Below are 20,851 nucleotides of genomic sequence, written 5' to 3'. Positions count from 1 at the left end.
TGACACCCGGTCGTGTCCGGTGTGGTCGGCGGACGCGGGCGGGCGGCCCCGCCTACCGGCCGACCGGGGACTTCGCGGCGGCCGCCACGATCGCGTCCTGCTCGGCGTCGTCCAGCAGCCCGGACCGCACGAGCTCCTCCGTGACCGCGGCGACGTGCGCGAGGAACGCGCCGTGGCTGTCCCAGCGCGCCTCGTCGCGGATCAGGTCGTTGACCGTGCACCCGTTGTCGGCGTACCGGTTGGGCACCGCGGTCCCGGTGCCCGCGTACACGTCAGGGCGCAGGTCCGAGCGGGGGCAGGCGTCCGCCTCGGGCACGTAGCGCAGCAGGTGCGAGCCGTACTGGACCGCCCGGTTGGGCGCCTTGACCCCGTTGCGGAACCACAGGTCGCCCCGACCGTCCTGGGTCAGCCGGTAGGTCTGCGCGTCCCGGATCACCCGCACCGCCTTCGACAGTGGGTCGATCTTGAGCAGGTAGCCGTCGAGGGCGGCGTAGACGTGCTCGTCGGCGGCGCTGACCACCAGTTCGTCGGCCACTCCGGAGTAGCCGCCCGGCACGTCGAAGCGGTGCGTCACCGCGCCGGTCGCCGGGTCGAGCACGAAGACCTCGCCGTCGGCGAGCCCCCAGACCATGCCGTCCGGTCCGGCGACGACCGAGGTGATCGCGTCGGCACCCGGCACGGGGGTGTACTCGGCCGTCTTCTCGCCGGTCGTCAGGTCGGCGGTGAACACCTTCGCCTCGGCGGCCCGCGGCGCGGTGCCCCCACCACCGCTGACGGTCGTGCCGGCCCAGAGCCGGTCGCCGACCACGGCCAGGCTGATCACGCCCTGGTCCGCGACGATGTCGCGGCGCGTGACGCGGGCGCCGGTCGCGGTGTCGTACACGGTCAGCGCGCCGCCCCAGAGGCCGTAGTCGGGCGTGCTGCCGACGTAGATCCGGCTGCCGGCGGAGGCGAAGGCGATCGGGCGGTTCTGGCCCTCGGGTTGCAGCCGGAACAGCTCGCGCGGGTTCGTGCCGAGGCGGTACGGCTGGGCCGGGTCGTAGACGAGCACCCCGCCGTACGGGTAGACGCCCTGGTACATCTTGCCGCCGTGCCAGCCGAATCCGTCGGCCTGCCCGAGCCGGCCGATGTTGGCGGCGGCGCCGGTGGCCGGGTCGAGCACAGCGAGGTTGCCGTTGATGTAGAGGTTTGTCCAGATGCGACCGTCCGGCCCGGCGGTGATGTTGTTGATGTCCAGCGCCTGCGGCGGGAACGGCAGCCGGTAGCGCTCGCTGGCACCGGTAACCGGGTCGTACCGCAGCGCCTGCCCGCCGTAGTTGCCGACGACGGCGTGGAGCTGGCCGTCCAGGAAGCCGAACCCGATGCCCGCCCCGTCGCTGCGCACCGGCGCACCCGCGGCGTCGCGCACCGGCCCGGCGGTGTCGGTCGGCAGGTCGTAGCGCCAGAGGTCGTTGCCCGAGGTGAAGTAGACCGACCGGCCGTCCGGGGCGAGCGGCGAGGTGCCCCGCGAGCCCATGGTGAAGCCGTCGGCCAGGACGGCGCCGGTGTCGGGGTCGAGGACGAGTCCCTGGAGCTTGTTGCGCTTGACGAAGAGCTTCCCGCCGACGAGGTTGATGTCGTACGGGTAGTTGGCGTCGCCGCGCAGCGCCTCCGGCCAGATGTCGCGCTTCTCCCCGGTGGTCAGGTCGAGGCGGACGAGATGACCGGCGGTGCCGACGGCCGCCCAGAGGACGTCGCGCGTGGGATCCACCGCCACGTCGACGACGTACTGCTCGCCGGCGTACATCCGGCCGTGGTCGCGGAAGCCCTCGCCGGGGGCGTAGGAGAAGACGTGCGCTCCGGGGTAGGTGCCGCCGTAGACCCGGCCGTTGGCGCCGGGACGCAGGCCGTAGAGGACGGTCTGCCCCGGCACCGGCGCGCCGAGGTCCACGGTGGCCCGGGTGTCCGGGTCGTACGAGTAGAGGTGGGCGTTCGGGTAGCTGCCCGCGTACACGGTGCCGTCGGCGGTCTGGGTGATGCCCCAGGCGCCGGAGGAGTCGGGCAGGTAGGCGGTGTCGAGCAGTTCGCGGGTCACCGGGTCGGTCACGCTGAGCACCCCGGGCGAGCCCATCTGCACCCCGTAGACGACTCGGCGGCCGCCGGCGCCGGTGCCGTAGTGGGCCTCGAACACGGTCAGGGCGGTCTGCTGGACCCCGAAATCCGTGACGGCACCGGGAACGGGGGCGGCCGGCTCGGCCGCGGCGGGGGCGGGCAGCAGGGCGACGGCGAGCGACAGGGCGACGGCGGGCACGAGGGGACGACGTAACGGCGACAAGGTGCGACCTCCACGTTCGACGATGCGGGCACCCTATTACGGTGGTGGCCGGAATTCCAGAGGCGCGGATGGATGTCCGCTCCACGTGACCGAAGTGGGGCCACAGGGCTCGACGCGGCGCGATCCGCGTGGTGGGCTGTGCCGGTTAGAGACCTGACCGAAACGTGAATCCTGGAGGTCGTGTTGCGACGTACCGCGCTCACCGCGGCCCTGCTGCTGGCCGCCGCCACCCTGGCGGTCCCGGCGGGGCCCGCCCGCGCCGAGGCGCCCCCGCCCGGTGCCGTCACCGACCTCGGGCCCGCCTCCGAGGTCACCTCGGTCAACGGCTCCGAGCTGATCGACGGGACGATCTACACCGCGACCGGCGGCGTCACCCCGATTGTGGTGGGCGGCTACGACCTGGCCGAGCAGAGGGTGAACCAGCGCTACGAGCTGCCCTCCGGCGGCGGCGCCTGGGCCACCACCTCCGTCGGCACCGACCTGTACGTCGGCACCTACGAGCCGGGCGACCTGTACCGGATCGACACCACCGGAACCGAGGTCACCAAGGTCGCGGACGTCTCCCCGGACCGGTACATCTGGGCCCTGGACACCGCGCCCGACGGCGTCGTCTACGGCGGCACCTACCCCGGTGGGCGGGTCTTCTCCTACGACCCGGTCACCGGCGTCACCCGCGACTACGGCGTCGCGGTCCCCGGCGAGCAGTACGTGCGCAGCATCGCCATCGACGCGACCACCATCTACGCCGGCGTCGGGGCGCACGCCCACCTGATCGCGATCGACCGGGCCACCGGCGCGAAGCGGGAGATCCTGCCGCCCGAGTACGCCGACCGCACCTTCGTCGGCACCCTCACCCTGGAGAACGGCCTGCTCGCCGCCGCCCTCTCCCCCACCGGCACGATGCTGCTGATCGACACCACCGACCCGTCGAGGTACGAGGTGGTGCAGACGCCCGACAGCTTCATCACCGCCATCGCCGTCGATCCGGCGCGCAACGACGTCTACCTCGGCACCCGCCCCTCCGGCACCCTGCGCCGCTACGACCGGGACACCGGGCAGCTCAGCACCCTCGCCGTGCCCTACGACGGCGCGTCCTTCGGCCGCATCTTCGTCACCGGCGACCAGCTGCGCGGCGTGGTGACCAACACCGTGGTCACCTACGACCTCGAGACCGGCGAGCTGACCGGCGTCGACCTCACCCAGGCCGGCATGCCGCCGGCTCCGGAGCTGGCCATGGCGATCGCCACCGACGGCTCCCGGGCGTACGTCTCGGGCAAGGCCGGCGTGCAGGTGCACGACCTGGCGGCGGGCACCTCCACCCGCCGTTTCCTGCCGGGCGAGGCGAAGGCCATGACGCCGCTCGCCGGCGAGATCTGGATGTCGGTCTACACGCTGGCGTACCTGTTCCGGATGACGCCCGACGGCGACCCGCGCCGGGTCACCGCGATCGGCGCGGAGCAGACCCGGCCGCTCGACGCGACCTGGTCCCCCGCCGACAACCTGCTCGTCGTCGGCACCGAACCGGACTACGGCCGCTACGGCGGCGCCGTCAGCCTCTACGACCCCCGCACCGGGGACCTGGACGTGCACCGCGACGTCGTCGCCGACCAGTCGATCCGGTCGGTGGCCGTGAAGCACGGCACCGCCTACCTGGGCAGCAGCGTCAACGGCGGCTTCGGCACGACGCCCCGGGCCACCGAGGCCCGACTCGCCGGCTTCGACCTGGCCACCAGGACGAAGAGCTGGGAGATCACCCCGGTGGCGGGCGCCAAGCAGATCGTCGACCTGGTCACCACCGGCGACCGGGTCATCGGCCTCACCGAGACCGGCGTGCTCTTCGCCGTCGACCGGCGCACCCGCGAGGTCGTGTCGCGCACCACCGTCGCCCCGGGGCAGAGCACCCTGGTCCAGGTCGGGTCCACGATCTACGGCACCAACGGCAGGGACGTCTGGAAGCTCGACCCGGCGACGATGACGGTCACCCCGTTCGTCACCGGCCTGAACGCCCAGTGGTACGGCGGCGGGGCCCTGCTCACCGCCGCCCCGGACGGTTCGGCGCTCTACGCGCTGCGCGGCCGCAACCTGGTCCGCGTCCAGCTCTAGGCGCCCCTACGGAGCGCGGCGGGCCGGTGCTCCCGCTGGGATCACCGGCCCGCTTCGCGTCCGCCCCGGTCAGCCCGCCACGGTGACCCGGTGCAGGTGCTCGCCGGACCCGAGGAAGAGCCGGCCGTCCGGGTGCACGGCGAGGAACTCCGCCGGCTGGTCCAGCAGTTGCCGCGTCGTGCCGGCGGCCGGGTCGGCCTGGACGAGCAGCCCTCCGCCGACCAGCGCGTACAGCAGGTGGCGCGTGGCGTCGTAGCCCAGCCTGCCGCGGCTGTCGGACACCCCGGGGGCGAGGGTGATGCGCCGCACCACCGCGCGGGCGGCCAGGTCGACGGCGAAGAGCTGCCCGCCGGCCAGCCCCCAGAGCAGGCCCGAGCGGTCCACCGCCAGCGCCGGGATCGCCCGCGCGCCCGGCACCGGGACGAACTCGAACGCCGGGGCGTCGGTCGCGACGTCCCAGCCGAACAGCCGCGCCTCAGTCTGGGTGGGCCGCGGCACGCTGTACCCGCCGTCGATCGAGGTGCCGCCCACGATCAGGCCGTTGACGTGGGCCAGGCTCACGATCGACTGGTCGGTCACCACCGGCCGGTGCACGCGGGCCGCGCCGGTCGTCTTGTCCACGATGGCCAGCGCCCCGCCGAGGGTGGTGTTGGGCATGGTGCCGTAGGCGACCTTCTCCCCCGCGTCGGTCAGCGCCCGCGCCCGCACCTGGTCGGCGGCCTTCAGGTCGAGCAGCTTGACGGGGTTGTCGGGGCTGCCGGGCAGGCCGGGCGAGTACTCGGGGCTGCTCCACGGCTGCGCCGGGTCGTACCGGTAGAGCCGGGAGTCCGGATAGGCACCGAGCCAGACCAGGCCGCCGGTCTCCAGGACGCTCTCCACCTGAGCGAAGCGCTGGAAGGTCGACACCCCGGTGTCCGGGTCGACCCGGGCGAGGCCGCCGTTGAGGTAGCCGCCGACCCAGACGGTGCCGGTCGGGCCGACGTGCAGCGCCGCGATCGGGATCGGCTCGCCGGGCACGTCCGTCGGCACCACGTCGGCGCGGCCGGTCACCGGGTTCCAGCGGAACATGTCGCCGCGCCAGAGCAGCCCGACCAGCGTGCGGCCCGGCCAGTCGCGGTCGGCGAGGGTGACCCAGCCGATGCCCCGGTTGTTGACCACCCGGCCGGGGAAGACCAGCGGGGTGTCGGCGAACGCGCGGGTGCCCGGGTGGTAGCCGGTGAGCCGGCCGGCGCGGGTGAGGTAGACCAGGCCGCCGGGGCCGGGCGCGGAGACGTCCAGGCCGGCGACGTCGGCGATCAGGTCCGTCCACCGCCGGGCGGCGATGTCGTAGACGCCGAGCCGGCCGTTGATGGCGGAGCCGAACCGGGCGTAGACCCGCCCGTCGTGGGCGTTCAGGTCGTACACCGTCTGACCGGCGCCGGTGCCGAGCCCGTCGGGCAGCGGCAGTTCGCGGCGTTCCCCGGTGGCCTTGTCGATCTCGAAGACGTGGGCGTCCGGCTGGGTGCCGGCGTAGATCTTGTCGGCGGTGACGGCGAGGCTGCGGACGTACTGCGCGCCGGGGAGCACCTGGCCGTAGTCCCGGATCGCCCCGGTGGCCGGGTCGCGGGAGAAGACCCGCGCGCCGGGGAAGGTGCCGCCGTACACCACGCCCGCGTCGTCCACGGCGATCTGCCAGATGTACGTCTCCGACGGCAGCGGCCGGCCGAGGTTCTCCACCGGGCTGTCCGGGCCGGGCCGACGGCGGTACAGGTCGCCGGTGTTGTACGCGCCGACGTAGACGGTGCCGTCGGGGGCGGCGGCCACCGCGTACGAGCCGGGCGCGCCGGTGAGTTCCTGGTCGGAGACCGTCCGGCCGGTCGCCGGGTCGATCGCGGCGAGCCGGGCCGGCTCACCGGAGACCGCCGACCACAGCACCGGTGTCCCGTCCGGCCCGGGGGCGACGGTCCCGCCGATGAGCAGGACGTCGCGCAGCGGGATGCCGAAGGGGTCGACGGTCACCCCGGGCGCGGCCTGGTCCGCCGACGCGGGACGCGCGGGCCAGGCGGCGGGGACGGCCGGTGCCACCGCGAGGGCGGCGGCGTAGCGGATCAACGTGCGGCGGTTCGTCATCAGCGCCTGCTCCTCTTCCCGCGACCGCCGGCGGAGCCGGCGGCCGAGCCGTATCGGTCAGATCCGGAACTGCGTCGGGGGATTCTCTCCTGTGCGGTGCGCCCCCGCTGTCTCCGTCTGGCGACGAGGACACGCCTCCCGCGACCACATAACGGTCCGGTCCGTAAGGACCCTATGGGGCCCATCCATCGCCGTCAACGGCCCTCGCGGCCGGCGGTCGGGATCCCACGGCCGGGCGGCCCGACGAGGCCGGTCCGGCAGCACGCTCGGCGTCTCCCGGACCGCGCCTCGTCGGCGGAGATCGCCGGTCGGCGCGGCCGGCGTCCAAGCCCGGCATACGATCTGCCGGGCGGCTCGGCACCGCCGCGGAACAGGGGGAAGAGGCGGACATGGGCGACTACGGGCACCCGTTGACCTTCGGGTCGTTCCTGACGCCCGGCAACGCCGACCCCGAGCGGGTGGTGGGCTTCGCCGTCCTGGCCGAGCAGCTCGGCTTCGACCTCGTCACCTTCCAGGACCACCCCTACCAGCCGGCGTTCCTCGACACCTGGACGCTGATGAGCTTCGTGGCCGCCCGGACCGGCACCGTGCGGCTGGCCGCGAACGTCACGAACCTGCCGCTGCGCCCGCCGGCCGTCCTCGCCCGCAGCGTGGCGAGCCTCGACCTGCTCAGCGGCGGCCGGGTCGAGCTCGGCCTGGGCGCCGGTGCGTTCTGGGAGGCCATCGAGGCGATGGGCGGGCGCCGGCTCTCGCCCGGGCAGGGCGTACGCGCGCTGGAGGAGGCGATCGACGTCATCCGCCAGGTCTGGGACGTCGACGCGCGCGGCGGCGTCCGCGTCGACGGTGAGTTCCACCGGATCGTCGGCGCGAAGCGGGGTCCCGCGCCGGCCCACGACGTGGACATCTGGCTCGGCGCGTACAAGCCGCGCATGCTGGCGCTGACCGGCCGGCTCGCCGACGGGTGGCTGCCGTCGCTGGGCTACCTCCAACCCGGCGACCTCGCCCGGGGCAACGCCGTCATCGACGAGGCGGCCCGGGAGGCGGGCCGATCGCCCGGCGACGTACGCCGGCTGCTCAACGTGACCGGCCGCTTCGCCCCGGTCGGCCGCGGCCCGTTGCAGGGCCCCGCCGGGCAGTGGGCGGAGGAACTGGCCGGCCTGGCGCTCAGCGACGGCATCAGCACGTTCATCCTGGGCAGCGACGACCCCGAGGACCTGCGGCGCTTCGCCGCCGAGGTCGCCCCGGCCGTACGCGACCTCGTGGCCGCCGAGCGTACCGCCGCCACCGCGCCCGGGCCGGTCCCCGCCCGCGGGGAGCCGGCCGCGCAACCGCGCCCGGCCGCCGGGGCCTTCGCCGTCGTCCCGACGCCCGACGACGGCGTACGCCGCAGCGCGATCCGCGTCTGGGACGAGAGCACCCGGCCCACCGGCCCCGCGCCCGACCCCGAGCGCGCCTACCCGCCGCACGACCAGGCCAACGCGCAGCACCTCGTCGACGTGCACGACGGGCTGCGTGCCGAACTGGCGCGCCTGTACGACCTCGTCGAGCAGGTGGGCGCCGGGCTGGTCGACGCGGGCACCGCGCGCTCGCACATCAACACCATGACCATCCGGCAGAACAAGTGGACGCTGGGCACCTACTGCGAGTCGTACTGCCGGGTGGTCACCACCCACCACACCCTGGAGGACCGGGGCATCTTCCCGCACCTGCGCGCCGGCGACCCCCGCCTCGCGCCGGTGCTCGACCGGCTGGAGCAGGAGCACCACGCCATCCACGACGTCCTGGAGCGGGTCGACCGCGCCCTCGTCGCGTTCGTCTCCGTCTCCGACGGGATGGCCGAGCTGCGCGCGGCGGTCGACCTGCTCGGCGACACGCTGCTGTCCCACCTCGCCTACGAGGAACGCGAGCTCGTCGAACCCATCGCCCGCCTCGGCCTGCACTGAGCCGCCACGGCCCGCTGGGCCCGCCTCGGCCCGCACCGGGCCCGCCTCGGCCCGCTGTGCCCGCGACGGCCCCGCCGCGGCCCGCGCCGAGCCCGCCACCGCCCGCCCCGCCCGCGTCGGCCCCGGCACGGCCTGCGCCGACCGCCGGTGCGCGGCGCCCCGGTGCCGGATGATCGGGGCATGGACGGACGACCGGAGCGTGGGCACCGCTGCGTGCCGCACACCGCCGACGTGCGCGTCGAGGCGTGGGCGCCGACCCGGGAGGAGTGCGTGGCCGAGGCCGTCGCCGCGCTGGTCGGGACGTTCGTCGACCCCGGCGGGGCGCGCCCCGGCGCGTGGCGGGAGTTCCACGCGCCGGCCGGCGACGACGAGGACCAACTGGTGGGCGTACTCGACGAGGTGATCTTCCGGATGGAGACGGAGGACGAGCTGCCGCTGCGCACCGAGGTGGCCGACGACGGCGCCGGCGGCCTGACGGTGCGCTGGCGCACGGCGGGCACCGACGCCGTCGAGCTGGTCGGCGCGGTGCCGAAGGCCGTCTCCCTGCACGAACTGCGCTTCGGCCGCGACGGCGAGGGCTGGTCCTGCGCGGTGACCCTCGACGTCTGAGCCGCCGGCTCAGCCCTTCACCACGCCGATCGGCGCCAGCCGGGCCACCTTCCGGCACAGCCCGGCTCCCTCGGCGGCCGCCACCACGGCCGAGATGTCCTTGTACGCGGCGGGCATCTCCTCGGCCAGGCCACGCCGGGACGCGCCGCGCACCGCGATGTCCTGCGCCTCCAGCTGGCCGCGCGGGTCCAGGCCGCGTTCGGCCTTCACGGCCTGCTTGCGGCTCTGCACCCGGCCGGCGCCGTGACAGGTGGAGGCGAACGCGGGCGCGCCCGGCACGCCGGTGAGCACGTACGAGCCGGTGCCCATGGAGCCGGGAATGAGCACCGGCTGGCCCACGTCGCGCAGGCCGTCGGGCAGGTCGGCGTGGCCCGGCGGCAGCGCCCGGGTGGCGCCCTTGCGGTGCACGCAGAGCGCGCGCCGCTCGCCGTCGACGTCGTGGTCCTCGATCTTGGCCAGGTTGTGCGAGATGTCGTAGACCAGCTCCAGCCGGCTGCCGGTCACCCGGGCGAAGACCTTCCGGGCGGCGTCGGCGAGCAGTTGCCGGTTCGCGCGGGCGTAGTTGGCGGCGGCGGCCATCGCGCCCAGGTAGGCGCGGCCCTCGTGGGAGGAGACCGGGGCGCAGGCGAGCTGCCGGTCGGGCACGTGGATGCCGTGCCGGGTCATCACCTTCTCCATCTTGCGGACGTAGTCGGTGCAGATCTGGTGGCCCAGCCCCCGGGACCCACAGTGGATCATCACGCAGACCTGACCGGGGCGCAGCCCGAAGGCGGTCGCGGTGGCGTCGTCGTACACCTCCTCGACGGCCTGCACCTCCAGGAAGTGGTTGCCCGAGCCCAGGCTGCCGACCTGGCGCGCGCCGCGCTCGATGGCCCGCTCGCTGACCTCGGCCGGGTTGGCGTTGCCGACCGCGCCGTAGTCCTCGCACCGCTGGAGGTCCCGTTCGACGCCGAAGCCGCGCTCGACCGCGTACCGGGAGCCGCCGCGCAGCACCGCGTCGAGTTCCGAGCGCTTCGACAGGTGCCACACGGCGCCCTTGCCCATCCCCCGGGGGGTGGCCTCGCCCAGCCCGTCCATCAGCGCGTCCAGCCGGGGCCGCAGCCCGTCGCGGTCGATGTCGGCGGCGAGCAGCCGGACGCCGCAGGAGATGTCGAAGCCCACCCCGCCGGGCGAGACCACCCCGCCGTGTGCGACGTCGGTGGCGGCCACGCCGCCGATCGGGAAGCCGTAGCCCCAGTGCACGTCGGGCATGGCGTACGAGGCGTCGACGATGCCGGGCAGCGTGGCGACGTTCGCCACCTGCTCCAGCGACTTGTCCGCCCCGGCGTCGGGCAGCAGCGACCGGGACGCGAACACCACCCCGGGCACCCGCATCGGGTCGTGCCGGTCGATCCGGAAGCGGTACGGCGACTCCTCGACCAGCTCCATTCCCGGCGGCTACCCGGACGGGCGGCCCTTACACCCGCTCGCCGGCGGCCGGCCGCCGCATCGCCCAGACGTCGGGGCCGCCGTCGGGCACCCGCGCCCGGCCGGTGACGTCGAAACCCAGCCGGCGGTAGAACCGCACGTTCGGCTCCGACGAGGTCTCCAGCGCCGCCGGCAGGCCGGCCCGGTCGGCCTCGGCCAGGCCGGGCCGCAGCACCCGGGCGCCGAGCCCCCGACTCTGGTCGACGCGGCGCACGCCGACGGTGGCGAGCAGGAACGCCGGCTCGGCCGACCGCAGCGAGGCGCAGGCCGCGTCGGCGTCGCGCAGCGCCGCGTGCCGGTCGCCGGCCAGTTCGGCGTTGCGCGCCGCGACGCCGGCCCAGACCTCGTCCGGCACCGGCCGGTCCGGACGCAGCCAGACCGCCACCGCCGCCGGCTGGCCGGCCGGGTCGACCGCCGCCCAGACGTCACCGTAGGGCAGCCCGACGGCCTCGACGGTGCCCGCGAACATGGCCTCCAGCCGCTCCCGGTGCCGGTCGGCCGCGACCGTCCAGGCCATCCAGGGGTACCCGTCGAAGGCGTCGGCGAGCACGGCCGCCGCCGCGGCGGTCGACTCCGGCCCGATCCGGCGTACCTCGAACTCCATGCTGTCCTCCCCGGGGATGCTTGGTCGCGCGGCGCGCAAGCATCGCACGGCGCCTCGACCGGCGCGCGGGATTTTCGGGTCAGGCCCGCTCGACGGCGACGGATCCGGGCAGGTCGCCGCCGCCGAGACCGGATCCCGGCGGCCCGCCGCTCAGGCCCGCTCCTCGCCGGCCCCGTCCCCGGTGGCCGATGCCTCGGGCGGCCGGCTGGCGGTGACCGCCGCGCGGTCGCCAGGCCGCGCCGGCGGGGCCGCCGACCGCCGGACCCGGCGGATCCGGTGCAGCACCCCGTGCCAGGCCGGCGCCTCGCGGGCGTCGTCGAAGGCCCGGGCCACCACGACGTCGGTCGAGGAGTGCGCCAGGATGGAGATGACGATCGTCAGGGCGACCAGGTGGAACACCTCGTCGCCGGCGGCGATGCCGGACTCCAGCACCAGCAGCCCGTAGACCACCGAGGCGAAGCCCTTCGGCCCGAACCACATGGCGGCGGCCTGCTCCCGCAGGCCCAGTCCCGACCCGAGGAACGAGATCCACAGCGCGACCGGCCGGGCGACCACGATCGCCAGCACGGCGAACACCCAACCCGTCCAGGAGATCTCCCCGAGGAACTCCACCGAGATCAGGGCCCCGAACACCAGCAGCGCGGCCAGCTTCAGCAGCTCGGCGACGTTCTCCCCGAAGTGCTCGAACGCCGACCGCTGCCGCGGCCCGAAGGTGGCCACGGTGATCCCGGCGGCGAACGCGGCCAGGAACAGGTTGCCGTGGGTGGCCTTGCCCAGCGCCAGCACCAGCAGGCCGATCGCCACGCCGTTCAACGGGGCGTACGCCGTCGACGCGGCGAACCAGCGCGTCCGTTCCAACGCGATCGCCAGCAGCGGCACCAGGACCCCGATCAGCAGCCCGACCGCAAGCTCTCCGGTCAGCTCCCCCAGGTGCAGGTCGTCCGAACCGGCCGCCACCGCCAGGAGCACCACCACGAACGGCAGGGCCAGGCCGTCGTTGACGCCGGACTCCACGTTGAGCAGGTGCCGCAACCGCGCCGGAACCTTGTCGTTGCCGACGAGCGCGGCGGCGAACACCGGATCGGTCGGGGCGAGGACGGCCCCGACCAGCAGCGCCTCCGGCCAGTCCAGACCGGCCACGTAGTGCGCCAGCACCGCCGTAACCAGCAGGGTCAGCGGCAGGCCCCAGCCCAACGCCCGTCCGGGCAGCCGCCACGCCGAGCGCAGGTCGGCCCAGCCCACCCGCATGCCGTCGGTGAACAGCACGGCGAACAGGGCCAGCTCCGCCAACTCGGCCACGATGGGCGAGTCGGCCCGCAGATGCAGCACGCCGGTGGTGTCCTCGCCCAGCAGGAAGCCGGCGACCAGGAACAGCGCCGCCGTGGACAGGATGGTGCGGTGGGCCAGCGCCGACACGAGGACGGCGGCCAGCAGGACGGCGGCGAAGGAGAGCAGCAGCACGGGGAGACCTTCCGAGGGCGCGGGTCATCACGGTGCCGACCAGACTTCCCGGCGCTCCACAGGTCCCGGCGATCATACCGACGGTCTGCCCGCCGGACACACCGGACGCCCGACCGGACCGGCGGCCCCGCCACGCGCGCCGGGGACGCCGTGGAATGATCGGCACATGGTGCTGACCGGAGGCGGCGGCTCCGCCGAGGACGGTCAGGCGGCGCCGTGCCGACGCTGAGGCGGGCGCCGGCGTGGCAGCGGCGCAGCGGTCCCACCCGGCATCCCGCGCAGGTGATCGCCACCGGCTTCGGGGCGGCGGTCGCCGTGGGCACCGCGTTGCTGTCGCTGCCGGCGTCCACCCAGTCCGGCCAGCGGGCGCCGCTGATCGACGCGCTGTTCACCGCCACGTCGGCGGTGTGCGTGACCGGTCTGGTGACGGTGGACACCGGCAGCTACTGGTCCGGGCTGGGCCAGGCGGTGATCCTGCTGCTCATCCAGGCCGGCGGCCTGGGCATCATGACAGTGGCGACGTTGTTCACCGTGTTGCTGTCCCGCCGGCTCGGCCTGCGGGCTCGGTTTCTCGCGCAGGCGGAGACCAGGAGCCTCGACCTGACCGACGTCTGGGGTGTCGTCCGCCGGATCGTGCTGTTCAGCCTCGCCGCCGAGGCCGTCGTCGCCGTGTCGTTGGCCCTGCGGTTCCACACCGCGTACGACGAGCCGCTCGGGGCCGCCGCCTACGACGGGGTGTTCCACGCGATCTCCGCGTTCAACAACGCGGGCTTCTCCACCAACGCCGACAGCCTCGTCGGCTACGTCACCGACCCGTGGATATCGCTCACCGTGGCCGCCGCCGTGATCCTCGGCGGGCTGGGCTTCCCTGTCGTGTTCGAGCTGGCACGGTGCTGGCGCCGACCGGCCCTGTGGTCCGTGATGACCCGCATCACCGTGACGCTGACGGCGGCGCTGCTCGTGCTCGGCACGCTGGTGCTCACCCTGGCCGAGTTCACCAATCCGAAGACCCTCGGCTCGCTGAGCGGTCCGGAGAAGTTCCTCGCGGGCTTCTTCGCCTCCACGATGACCCGCACCGCCGGCTTCAACAGCCTCGACATCGCCGGAATGCGACCGGAGAGCCTGCTGGCCAGCGACGCGCTGATGTTCATCGGCGGCGGCAGCGCGGGCACCGCCGGCGGGATCAAGGTGACGACCTTCGGGTTGTTGGCGTTCGTACTCTGGTCCGAGATGCGCGGGGAGACGCACGTCAACGTCGGCCACCGGCGGATCCCGCCCAGCAACCAGCGGCAGGCCCTGGCCGTGGCCCTGCTCGGCATCGGGGCGGTGGTGACGGCCACGTTCGTGCTGGTCTCGATCACTTCGTACGGTCTGGAGCAGATCCTGTTCGAGGTGATCTCCGCCTTCGCCACGGTCGGGTTGTCGACCGGGATCACCGGTAGCCTCCCGCCGCAGGCGGACCTGCTGTTGATCGTGCTGATGTTCGCCGGACGCATCGGCCCGCTGACACTTGCGTCGGCACTGGCGCTGCGGGACCGGACCCGCCGCTTCGAACTGCCCGAGGAGAGGACGATCGTTGGCTGAGCTGCAGACGGAACCGGTGGTGGTCATCGGGCTGGGCCGCTTCGGCAGCGCCCTGGCCCTCGAACTGACCGGCCGGGGCACGGAGGTGCTCGGCGTCGACAGTCACCCCAGGGTGGTCCAGTCGATGTCCGGTCGGCTGCCCCACGTCGTCACCGCCGACTCCACCGACATCGAGGCGCTGCGCCAGATCGGCGTCGCCGAGTTCCACCGCGCCGTCGTCGCCATCGGCACCGACATCCAGGCCAGCATCCTCACCACCAGCCTGCTGGCCGACCTGGGCATCTCCGACATCTGGGCGAAGGCCATAAGCGACCAGCACCGCCGCATCCTGACCCGCGTCGGCGCCCACCGGGTCGTCGCCCCCGAACAGGACATGGGCGAACGCGTGGCGCACCTGCTCTCCGGCCGGATCCTCGACTACGTCGAGGTCGACGCCGACTTCGCCGTCATCAAGACCACCCCGCCCCGCGACGTCGTCGGTACGCCGCTGCGCGAGTCGCGGCTGCGCAACCGCTGGGGCGTCACCGTCGTCGCGGTCAAGCCGCAGGCCGCCCTCGCCGGACGGCGGACGGAGTTCACCCACGCCACCCCCGACACCGTCCTCTCCTACGGCGATCTCATCCTCGTCGTCGGTCCGGTCGACAACGTGGAGCGCTTCGCCGCCGCCGGGTGACCGCGTCTTGTTCCGCGTGACGCGGCGCAGTACGGTGATGGTCGGTGCGCCGGGAAGCCTGGTCGGCAGTCGTGACACGTCGTCGACCGGAGGCATGCCGTGGCCACACCCGCCGTTCGCACCCATCATCTGACCAAGCGCTACGGGACGCTGCTGGCCCTCGACGGGTTGGACCTGACCGTGCCGGCCGGCGAGGTGTTCGGTTTCCTCGGCCCGAACGGGGCCGGGAAGTCCACCACCATCCGGCTGTTGCTCGGCCTGGCCCGGCCCACCGCCGGCCGGGCGTGGATCTTCGACGTCGAGGCCGGCGACGTCGCCGCCCACCGGTCACTGGCGTACGTGCCGTCCGACGTGGCCCTGTGGCCGCAGCTCACCGGCGCGGAGATCCTCGAGTTGCTGGCCGCCACCGGGCCGGGCGTCGACCGCGCCTACCGCGACGAGCTGGTGGAGAGGTTCGCCCTCGACGTGTCCAGGCCGGCCCGCGCCTACTCGACCGGCAACCGGCAGAAGGTCGCGTTGGTGGCCGCGTTCGCCACCCGCGCGCCCCTGCTCGTCCTCGACGAGCCCACCAGCGGGCTCGACCCGTTGATGGAACAGGAGTTCCGCCGGGCCGTCGCGGTCGCCCGGGACCGTGGCCAGACGACGTTCCTCTGCTCTCACCAACTGGCCGAGGTCGAGGCCATCTGCGACCGGGTGGCGATCCTGCGCGCCGGTCGGCTCGTCGACGTCGCCACCGTCGACGACCTGCGCCGCCTGCACCGCACCGAGGTGACCGCCCGGTTCACCGGCGCCGCGCCCGACCTGTCCGACGTGGCGGGGGTCGGCAGCGTCGCGCGGGACGGCGGGAGGCTGAGCTTCTCCCTGAGCGGGCCGCCCGCGCCGGCGCTGCGCGCCCTCGCCGCCGCCGACGTCACCGCCCTCACCGTCCGGGAACCCAGCCTCGAGGAGATCTTCCTCGACTACTACGGCGGGGCCGACCGATGACCGCCACCGCCCTGGCGGCGACCGGCCACCGCCCCGCGCAGGCCGGGGCCGGCCGCGCCATCACCCGCCTGGCCGTACGCCAGGTGCGCCGCGGCGCCGCCGTCGTGTTCGCCGTGACGGTGGGGATGTCCACGCTGGTCGCCACCACGTACACCAGGACCGTCGGGGACGGCCTCGACGCGGCCGCGCTCGCCGCCCTGGCCCGCAATCCCGCGGTCCGGACGCTGTTCGGCGAGCCGGCCGCCCTCGACACCGCCGGTGGTTTCACCGTCTGGCGGACCGGCACCGTCCTCGCCGTCGTGCTGTCGGTCTGGGGCCTGCTCGCGACCACCCGCGTCACCCGCGGCGAGGAGGCGGCCGGGCGGTGGGACCTCCTGCTCGCGGGCCGGTCGGGGCCGGCGGCGGTGCTCGGCCGGCACCTCGCGGTGCTGGCGACCGTGGCGGCCCTGACCGGGATCGCGCTGGCGGCGGCGCTCGTCGCGGCCGGCACCCCCGCCCGGGGAGCCGCCCTGCACGGCGCCGGCCTGGCGCTGGTCACCACGGTGGCCGTCGCGGCGGCGGCCCTCGCCGCTCAGGTCTTCCCCACCCGGGCCGCGGCGACCGGGGCCACGCTGGCGTTCCTCGGTGTCGGGCTGCTCGCCCGCATGGTCGGCGACGGCGTCACCCCGCTCGGCTGGCTGCGGTGGCTGCCGCCGTACGGGCCGCTGGCCCTCACCCGCCCCTACCACGCCGACCGGGTGTCGCCACTGATCGTGCTCGTGCTCACCACCGTGGTGCTGGGCGCCGGCGCGCTCGCCCTGGCGGGACGGCGCGACGTCCGCGACGGGCTGGTCGCTCCCGCCGCCGGCCGCCCGCCCCGCCTGCGGCTGCTCCGCTCGGTGGAGTCCTTCGCCGTGCGGCGGACGCTGCGGCCACTCGCCGGATGGTCGGCCGGCGTCGGGGCGTACTTCCTGCTGATCGGCGCGCTGGCGGTCTCCCTGACCGAGTTCCTCGCCGACAACGCACGCTTCGCCGACCTCGCCGCGCAGGCGGGTTTCGCCGGCCTCGGCACCGTCCACGGGTACGTCGCCAGCCTGTTCGCCCTGCTCGCCGTGCCGGTCGGCGCATTCACGGCCGTCCGGCTCGCCGCGTTCGCGGCCGCGGAGACCGACGGACGCCTGACCCTGCTCCACGCCGGGACGCTCTCGCGCGCCCGACTGCTCGCCGCCGAGGTCGCCACCACCGCGGTCGGCGCGGCGGTCCTCGCCACCGTCGCCGGCGCGGCGACGTGGCTCGGTGCGGCGGTGGTCGACGCGGATCTGTCGCTGCCCGCCGCGCTCGCCGGCACCTGGAACGTCCTGCCCGTCGCGCTGCTCAGCCTCGGGGTGGCGGTGCTGGCCCTCGGCCGGGCGCCGCGCGGGGTGGCGGCCCTGGGCATGCTGCCGAGCGCCGGCGGGTTCCTGCTCACCGTCGTCGCCGACAGCACCGGCGCGCCGGCCTGGGTCAGCCGGCTCTCGCCGTACGCCCACCTCGCGGACGTGCCCCAGACGGCGCCGAACTGGCCCGCGACGCTCGTCATGGTCGTGCTCTCTGGCACGGCCGTGGCCGTCGGCATTGCCGGATACCGGCGTCGGGACGTGCGCGCGTAGCCTCCGGCGCCCGGTCAGCCGGCGACGACCCGCGCCGATCGCGGCAGCACCACGGCCCGGCGCGACCAGGCTGGACGGGCTGTCACACCCGGTAGAAGGCGCGGTAGCGGCGGATCAGCCGCCACTGGAGCAGCACCGCCGCCGCGGTCAGCAGGATCATCACCAGGGTCGCGGCGGCGGCGTAGCCGTAGCGCAGGTACTCGAAGCCGGTGCGGTAGACGAACAGCGACAGGTACGTGGTGGCGTACGGGGGCGGGCCGCCGTCGGTGACCACGAAGGCCGGCACGAAGGTGAAGTGCAGGCTCTGGATGGCGTCGCGCACCGCCAGCAGCCCGAGCACCGGCGCCATCAGCGGCAGCGTGACCCGGCGGAACACGTCCCAGCCGGTGGCGTCCTCGATCGCCGCCATCTCGTAGACGTCGCGGGGCAACGCGCGCCGGGCGGCCAGCAGCACCACGAAGGTCTCGCCCATGGTGAACAGGCTCATGCCGATGATCGCGGCGCGGGCGTCGGTCGGGTCGGTGAGCCACTGCGGCGGGGTGCGGCCCAGCGCGGTCAGGCCGTTCTCCCCGCCCGTGCGCAGCACCTGGTTGATCGGGCCGTAGAGCGGGTTGAGCAGCCAGAGCCAGAGCAGCCCGTAGGCGATCTCGGGCACCGCGGTCGGCAGCACCGCCGCGGTGCGAGCGCTGCCGACCCCGAGCGCCCGGCGGTGCAGCAGCAGCGCCAGGCCGAGCGCGAAGAGCACCCGCAGCGGTACGGCCACCAGCGCGAAGACCAGCGAGTTGGTCAGCGACACCCGGAACACCGGGTCGTCGACCAGCGCGGTGAGGTTCTCCAGCCCCACCCAACGTGGGGGGCGCAGCAGGTCGTACTCGGTGAAGGCCAGCGCGAGGGTGACCGCGGCGGGCAGCAGCACCAGCCCGACCAGACCCACCAGGTACGGCGTCAGCATCAGCGCCAACTGCCGGCGCGAGCGGCGGTCGGTGCTCGTCACGGGGCGTACCGGCGGCCGGAGCCGGCGTGGAAGACGTGTACGTCGGGCCAGCGCACGCCGACGCGTACCGCGGCGCCCCGGTCGGGCCGGCGGGCGGCGGGCACCCGGGCGACGACGGGGTGCCCGCCGGCGAGGGTCAGGTAGGCGTACGCGTCCTCGCCGACCACCTCGACCCGGTCGACGGCGGCCTCGACGCCCTCGGCGGCGTCGAGGGTGACCGCCTCGGGCCGGAAACCGATCCGCAGCTCCTCCGCCCCGCCGACCGGCACCGGCGCGGCACCGGAGGGCCGTACCGGCCCGTGCGCCGGGAGCAGGTTCATCGCCGGGGAGCCGACGAAGCGGGCGACGAAGGTGCTGGCCGGGGTGCGCCAGATCTCGTCGGGGGTGCCGACCTGCTCGATCCGCCCGTCGCGCAGCACGGCGATCCGGTCGGCGAGCACCAGCGCCTCGGTCTGGTCGTGGGTGACGTGGACCATCGTGGCGCCCAGCCGGTCGTGCAGTGCGCGCAGCTCGGCGCGCATCTCCACCCGCAGCGCCAGGTCGAGGTTGGACAGCGGCTCGTCGAGCAGGAACACGTCCGGCTCGCGGACCAGCGCGCGGGCCAGCGCCACCCGCTGGCGTTCCCCGCCGGAGAGCTGCCCGGGCCGCCGCTGCAGCAGGGCGGCGCAGCCCACGGCCTCGGCGGCCGCGCGGGCCCGGTCCCGGGCGACGGCGCGGGGGGTGTCGCGCACCTCCAGGCCGAAGGCGATGTTCTCGGCGACGGTCAGGTGCGGGAAGAGCGCGTACGACTGGAAAACCATCGACACGTTGCGCCGGCCGGGCCGCTCGGCGGTGACGTCCCGGCCGGCGATGCGCACGCGACCGGCGGTGACCGGTTCCAGGCCGGCGACCACCCGCAGCACCGTCGACTTGCCGGCCCCCGACGGGCCGAGCACCACCAGCAGTTCGCCGCGCGCGACCGTCAGGTCCACCTCGTGCAGCACGGTCGAGCCCCGGTAGGCGGCGCTGACGCCGGCCAGGGCGAGGCCGGGGTCGCTCACCCGTGCTCGCCGCGGGCGAACAGGGGACGGGTCTGCTGGTCCAGGTCGCGGATCACGTCGTCGAGCCGGTCGCCCCGGTGCACGGCGTTCTCCAGGATGCCGTAGGTGACGTCCTCGATCTCCGGCCAGGTGGAGACGGTGGGCAGCGCCCGGACGGTGGGGATGGCGTCGAGGAAGACCTTCGCGCTGCGCGGCGGCTGGGCCGGGCCGAGGAACGCCGGCGACCGCGACACCCCGACGTGGGACGGGACGGTGCGTCCGGTGGCGGCGACGATGCGCTGGCCCTCCTCCGCGATGGCGAACTCCAGGAACCGCCACGCGGCGTCCTTGTTCTTCGCGCCCCGGGTCATGCAGTACGCGTCGGAGTGCAGCACCCCGACCTGCTCCCGGTAGACGGGCAGCGGCGCGACGTCCCACTCGAAGCCGGTGATCGAGCGGAACGTGGTGGTGGAGCGACGGGAGCTCATCAGCATGGCGAGGCGGCCGTTGGCGAACCGCGACTCGTCGTCCTCGGCCTCGACCTCCTCGTCGGTGGGCACCACCCCGTACGCCAGCCGCAGGTCCACCAGGTTCTTCAGCGCCTCCCGTGCGGCCGGGGTGTCCAGCGTCAGCCGGGTCGGCTTCGCCGGGTCGTCGACGAGCTGGCCGCCGTTGGACCACACGAACGGGGCGAGCCGGATGATGGACGGCTCCACGCCGAGGCCGTGCACGGCCGGGCGCAGCGCCGCGCCCTCGCTCTCGGTGGCCTTGATCACCGCGCCGCGGGAGTCGCGGGTCATCGCGCTCGCGGTGGCGACCAGGTCGTTCCAGGTCCAGCCGGCCTTCGGCTCCGGCACGCCGTACTTGGCGAACAGGGTGCGGTTGTAGTAGACCGCGAGGCTGGAGACGTTCTGCGGCAGGCAGAGTTGGCGATCCTTCCAGCGGAAGGCGTTCCAGGCGACCGGGTAGTAGTCGGCCGGGTCGACGGCCTCGGAGCCGGCGAGCCGGTCGTCCAGCGGCTCGATGACGTCCTTCGCCGCGAACTGCCCGTAGAAGCGGTAGTTCATCAGGAACAGGTCCGGCGGGGCGCCGCCGGCCACCGAGGTGGCGAGCCGGGCCAGCAGGTCCTTGCGGTCGCTGGCCTCGACGAGCTGAACGTCGGTGCCGGGGCGCGCCTTCTCGTACGCCTCGACGAGGGTGCGGTAGGCGGCGAGCTCCTCGGGGGCGCCGAAGACCAGCAGCCGCACCGGCCCGTCGGCGGACGATCCGGAGCCGGCCCCGCAGCCGGCGGCGGCCAGCACGGCGGCGAGCAGCAGGGCGAGCAGCGCCTTCGGTCTCATCGTCGGTTCTGTCTCCGGT

15 protein-coding genes are annotated in these 20,851 nt (G+C 74.6%); 7 read left to right on the top strand and 8 right to left on the bottom strand.

What is annotated here, in order from left to right; all coding sequences use genetic code 11:
- Positions 1 to 52: 52 nt before the first annotated feature.
- Complete coding sequence (locus ACGF7U_RS25920; RefSeq protein ID WP_393110859.1) at positions 53 to 2,290, bottom strand: hypothetical protein; 2,238 nt, start codon at positions 2,288 to 2,290, stop codon at positions 53 to 55.
- Between the two features lie 204 nt (positions 2,291 to 2,494).
- Here ACGF7U_RS25920 and ACGF7U_RS25915 point away from each other — a divergent pair, with 204 nt between their 5' ends.
- The gene (locus ACGF7U_RS25915) at positions 2,495 to 4,417 is read left to right on the top strand and encodes a hypothetical protein (RefSeq protein WP_393110857.1); all 1,923 of its coding nucleotides are present in this window, start codon (positions 2,495 to 2,497) and stop codon (positions 4,415 to 4,417) included.
- A gap of 69 nt (positions 4,418 to 4,486) precedes the next feature.
- Here the strand turns inward: ACGF7U_RS25915 and ACGF7U_RS25910 are convergent, their stop codons facing one another.
- Positions 4,487 to 6,526: a hypothetical protein gene (locus ACGF7U_RS25910; protein WP_393110855.1), complete on the bottom strand. Its 2,040-nt coding sequence runs from the start codon at positions 6,524 to 6,526 to the stop codon at positions 4,487 to 4,489.
- A 389-nt stretch (positions 6,527 to 6,915) separates the two neighbouring features.
- On the opposite strand from ACGF7U_RS25910, the gene ACGF7U_RS25905 reads away from it, so the two are divergent.
- A complete protein-coding gene (locus ACGF7U_RS25905; protein WP_393110853.1) occupies positions 6,916 to 8,469 on the top strand; it encodes an LLM class flavin-dependent oxidoreductase in 1,554 nt (517 codons plus the stop codon).
- 180 nt (positions 8,470 to 8,649) lie between these two features.
- Positions 8,650 to 9,078, top strand: a complete 429-nt coding sequence (locus ACGF7U_RS25900) for an archease (RefSeq protein ID WP_393110851.1) — start codon at positions 8,650 to 8,652, stop codon at positions 9,076 to 9,078.
- A gap of 9 nt (positions 9,079 to 9,087) precedes the next feature.
- Here the strand turns inward: ACGF7U_RS25900 and ACGF7U_RS25895 are convergent, their stop codons facing one another.
- The 3 genes from ACGF7U_RS25895 to ACGF7U_RS25885 all read right to left on the bottom strand — a co-directional run bounded on the left by ACGF7U_RS25895 (position 9,088) and on the right by ACGF7U_RS25885 (position 12,610).
- Positions 9,088 to 10,506 (bottom strand): RtcB family protein, encoded by a 1,419-nt coding sequence (locus ACGF7U_RS25895; protein ID WP_393110849.1) that lies wholly within the window; start codon positions 10,504 to 10,506, stop codon positions 9,088 to 9,090.
- Positions 10,507 to 10,534: 28 nt separating this feature from the next.
- On the bottom strand, positions 10,535 to 11,149 hold the full coding sequence (locus ACGF7U_RS25890) for a GNAT family N-acetyltransferase (RefSeq protein WP_393110847.1): 615 nt from the start codon (positions 11,147 to 11,149) through the stop codon (positions 10,535 to 10,537).
- Positions 11,150 to 11,299: 150 nt separating this feature from the next.
- A complete protein-coding gene (locus ACGF7U_RS25885) occupies positions 11,300 to 12,610 on the bottom strand; it encodes a cation:proton antiporter (RefSeq protein ID WP_393110845.1) in 1,311 nt (436 codons plus the stop codon).
- Positions 12,611 to 12,826: 216 nt separating this feature from the next.
- Here ACGF7U_RS25885 and ACGF7U_RS25880 point away from each other — a divergent pair, with 216 nt between their 5' ends.
- The 4 genes from ACGF7U_RS25880 to ACGF7U_RS25865 all read left to right on the top strand — a co-directional run bounded on the left by ACGF7U_RS25880 (position 12,827) and on the right by ACGF7U_RS25865 (position 17,479).
- Entirely contained in the window at positions 12,827 to 14,194 is a 1,368-nt protein-coding gene (locus tag ACGF7U_RS25880; protein ID WP_393110843.1) for a TrkH family potassium uptake protein, read from the top strand.
- Positions 14,187 to 14,867, top strand: coding sequence for a potassium channel family protein (locus ACGF7U_RS25875; protein WP_393110841.1), 681 nt, complete (start codon positions 14,187 to 14,189; stop codon positions 14,865 to 14,867). The genes ACGF7U_RS25880 and ACGF7U_RS25875 overlap by 8 nt, the downstream gene beginning before the upstream one ends.
- A gap of 99 nt (positions 14,868 to 14,966) precedes the next feature.
- A complete protein-coding gene (locus tag ACGF7U_RS25870; protein WP_393110839.1) occupies positions 14,967 to 15,851 on the top strand; it encodes an ATP-binding cassette domain-containing protein in 885 nt (294 codons plus the stop codon).
- Positions 15,848 to 17,479 (top strand): ABC transporter permease, encoded by a 1,632-nt coding sequence (locus tag ACGF7U_RS25865; protein WP_393110837.1) that lies wholly within the window; start codon positions 15,848 to 15,850, stop codon positions 17,477 to 17,479. The genes ACGF7U_RS25870 and ACGF7U_RS25865 overlap by 4 nt, the downstream gene beginning before the upstream one ends.
- 82 nt (positions 17,480 to 17,561) lie before the next feature.
- On the opposite strand, the gene ACGF7U_RS25860 is transcribed toward ACGF7U_RS25865, so the two are convergent.
- Genes ACGF7U_RS25860 through ACGF7U_RS25850 form a run of 3 tightly spaced genes read right to left on the bottom strand, consistent with a single transcriptional unit; the run spans position 17,562 to position 20,832 of the window.
- Positions 17,562 to 18,431: a carbohydrate ABC transporter permease gene (locus ACGF7U_RS25860; protein WP_393110928.1), complete on the bottom strand. Its 870-nt coding sequence runs from the start codon at positions 18,429 to 18,431 to the stop codon at positions 17,562 to 17,564.
- A 38-nt stretch (positions 18,432 to 18,469) separates the two neighbouring features.
- The gene (locus ACGF7U_RS25855; protein WP_393110835.1) at positions 18,470 to 19,513 is read right to left on the bottom strand and encodes an ABC transporter ATP-binding protein; all 1,044 of its coding nucleotides are present in this window, start codon (positions 19,511 to 19,513) and stop codon (positions 18,470 to 18,472) included.
- Positions 19,510 to 20,832 (bottom strand): ABC transporter substrate-binding protein, encoded by a 1,323-nt coding sequence (locus ACGF7U_RS25850; protein ID WP_393110833.1) that lies wholly within the window; start codon positions 20,830 to 20,832, stop codon positions 19,510 to 19,512. The genes ACGF7U_RS25855 and ACGF7U_RS25850 overlap by 4 nt, the downstream gene beginning before the upstream one ends.
- Positions 20,833 to 20,851: the final 19 nt, after the last annotated feature.

The organism is Micromonospora sp. NPDC047670, from assembly GCF_043204915.1.
In the GTDB taxonomy this organism is placed as follows: domain Bacteria; phylum Actinomycetota; class Actinomycetes; order Mycobacteriales; family Micromonosporaceae; genus Micromonospora.
Note: the sequence above shows the minus strand (reverse complement) of the source record. Positions and strands in the feature narration are given on the sequence as shown.

Excerpts from the sequence above, each read along its gene's own strand:
- ACGF7U_RS25850 (WP_393110833.1), bottom strand. The coding sequence starts at position 20,832 with ATGAGACCGAAGGCGCTGCTCGCCCTGCTGCTCGCCGCCGTGCTGGCC.
- ACGF7U_RS25895 (WP_393110849.1), bottom strand. The coding sequence starts at position 10,506 with ATGGAGCTGGTCGAGGAGTCGCCGTACCGCTTCCGGATCGACCGGCAC.
- ACGF7U_RS25865 (WP_393110837.1), top strand. The coding sequence starts at position 15,848 with ATGACCGCCACCGCCCTGGCGGCGACCGGCCACCGCCCCGCGCAGGCC.
- ACGF7U_RS25910 (WP_393110855.1), bottom strand. The coding sequence starts at position 6,526 with ATGACGAACCGCCGCACGTTGATCCGCTACGCCGCCGCCCTCGCGGTG.
- ACGF7U_RS25890 (WP_393110847.1), bottom strand. The coding sequence starts at position 11,149 with ATGGAGTTCGAGGTACGCCGGATCGGGCCGGAGTCGACCGCCGCGGCG.
- ACGF7U_RS25900 (WP_393110851.1), top strand. The coding sequence starts at position 8,650 with ATGGACGGACGACCGGAGCGTGGGCACCGCTGCGTGCCGCACACCGCC.
- ACGF7U_RS25860 (WP_393110928.1), bottom strand. The coding sequence starts at position 18,431 with ATGCTGACGCCGTACCTGGTGGGTCTGGTCGGGCTGGTGCTGCTGCCC.
- ACGF7U_RS25905 (WP_393110853.1), top strand. The coding sequence starts at position 6,916 with ATGGGCGACTACGGGCACCCGTTGACCTTCGGGTCGTTCCTGACGCCC.